Here is a 1,188-nt window from a genome sequence, read left to right as displayed (position 1 = left end):
GACACTTTTCGGCGAGCCAACTTCGCCGGAAAGCCATCATGCCCTGGGACACGAGAGATGCCATGAGCCTGAAAGAAGAGTTTGTTGCCTTAGCACGGCAGTCCGGCAGTAATAAACGAGAACTGTGTCGACGATTCGGTATCAGCCCTCAAACAGCCTACAAATGGCTTAGCCGCTACGAGGAACTCGGTCATTCGGGTCTGCGAGAAAAATCCCGCAAACCGGCTACCAGCCCGAAGCTGACCACACCCGACCTGGAGGCGCAGGTCATAGCGCTTAGGCAAAATCATCCCGCATGGGGTGGTCGCACAATCAGCAGCATCCTGAAAAAGCAGATCGCGCCCAGTACCGTTACTAACGTCTTGCACCGACACGGACTGATTCAGCCTGCTCCGAAGGAGCAAGAAGCAAAGCTGAGATTTGAACACGATGCGCCCAACGATCTTTGGCAGATGGATTTCAAAGGGCACTTTCCGACGCAGGAAGGCAGGTGCCATCCACTGACTTTGCTGGATGACCATTCACGCTTCAATTTGGCTATTCAGGCCTGTGATAACGAGCGTGGAGCCACGGTGAAGGAGAAGCTGACCGAGATATTCCAGCGTTTCGGATTGCCCGCTCGCATCAATGTGGATAACGGCCCGCCATGGGGCTCGCCCCGTAATCCCGGTGAAATTACAGAGCTGAGTATCTGGTTGATTTGCTTGGGAATTCGAATCAGCTTTAGCCGCCCTTATCACCCCCAAACAAACGGAAAGATTGAGCGTTTCCATCGTTCACTCAAGGCCGAAGTGCTTGAGGGTCGTCAGTTTTCCACGCTCAAGGAAGCTCAAGCAGCGTTTGATAGATGGCGTGAGATTTATAACCTCCAACGCCCTCATCAGGCGTTGGACTACAAGGTCCCTATGGACCGGTATCGCGCCAGTCCATGGGCTTATCCGAGACAGTTACCAACGTTTGAATACGGACCGGACGACGTATTGGCTAAGGCTTATCACAGCCGATTTCGCTTTCAGAAACGCTATTTCAGCATTGCCAAAGGTTTAGTAGGGCATCACATCGCAATACGGCCCAGCACTAAAGGCGAGGGACTGTTTGACGTCTACTTCTGCCATCACTTTCTACGAACGATCGATGTGAGCAAACCTGACTATGGTCAATAATGCGTCAACCATGTCCCCGCACATG

The 1,188-nt window shown here is 52.6% G+C and carries 1 protein-coding gene; it reads left to right on the top strand.

Going from position 1 to position 1,188, the window contains the following annotated elements; translation table 11 throughout:
* Positions 1 to 38 precede the first annotated feature (38 nt).
* Positions 39 to 1,163, top strand: coding sequence for an IS481 family transposase (locus tag L8I05_RS29385; protein ID WP_242176712.1), 1,125 nt, complete (start codon positions 39 to 41; stop codon positions 1,161 to 1,163).
* Positions 1,164 to 1,188 lie beyond the last annotated feature (25 nt).

This window comes from Pseudomonas sp. MONT-RG-20F-20-E-7-02, assembly GCF_022662395.1.
GTDB lineage: Bacteria > Pseudomonadota > Gammaproteobacteria > Pseudomonadales > Pseudomonadaceae > Aquipseudomonas.
This window is presented reverse-complemented; position numbering and strand designations above follow the sequence as displayed.

Coding starts and splice junctions, on each gene's coding strand:
- L8I05_RS29385 (WP_242176712.1), top strand. CDS start 39: ATGCCCTGGGACACGAGAGATGCCATGAGCCTGAAAGAAGAGTTTGTT.